The sequence below is a fragment of the Mesorhizobium sp. M00.F.Ca.ET.216.01.1.1 genome (assembly GCF_004010325.2).
GTDB lineage: Bacteria > Pseudomonadota > Alphaproteobacteria > Rhizobiales > Rhizobiaceae > Mesorhizobium.
In genome coordinates, this window is sequence record NZ_SADR02000673.1 from 1 (window position 1) to 278 (window position 278).

1 protein-coding gene is annotated in these 278 nt (G+C 59.4%); it reads right to left on the bottom strand.

The window, feature by feature from the left end:
* A partial coding sequence (locus tag EN859_RS37890; protein WP_135913790.1) for a porin occupies positions 1–278 on the bottom strand: 278 nt, incomplete at both ends.

The window sequence follows — 278 nt, forward strand, 5'->3', positions numbered from 1 at the left end:
CGAAGCCATACATTGCCCCCCCACTGAGCCCGGCGAAGACGGGGCTGTTGTACTTGACCGAGTTAGCGATGCGTCCTGCAGCGCGATACCAATCGAAGTTGCCGGTGGGATTGGACGGCAACGCCAATTTCTGGAATGGACCTGCACCCTGACCATAGAGGTGTCCGGTGTACACGGCGGGGTCATCGCCCGAGCTGTAGAGAGCATCGCTCATGAAGTCGTATTGATTCCCCAAGGTCAGCGTGCCGAACTGCGGGTTGGTCAGACCGACATAGGCG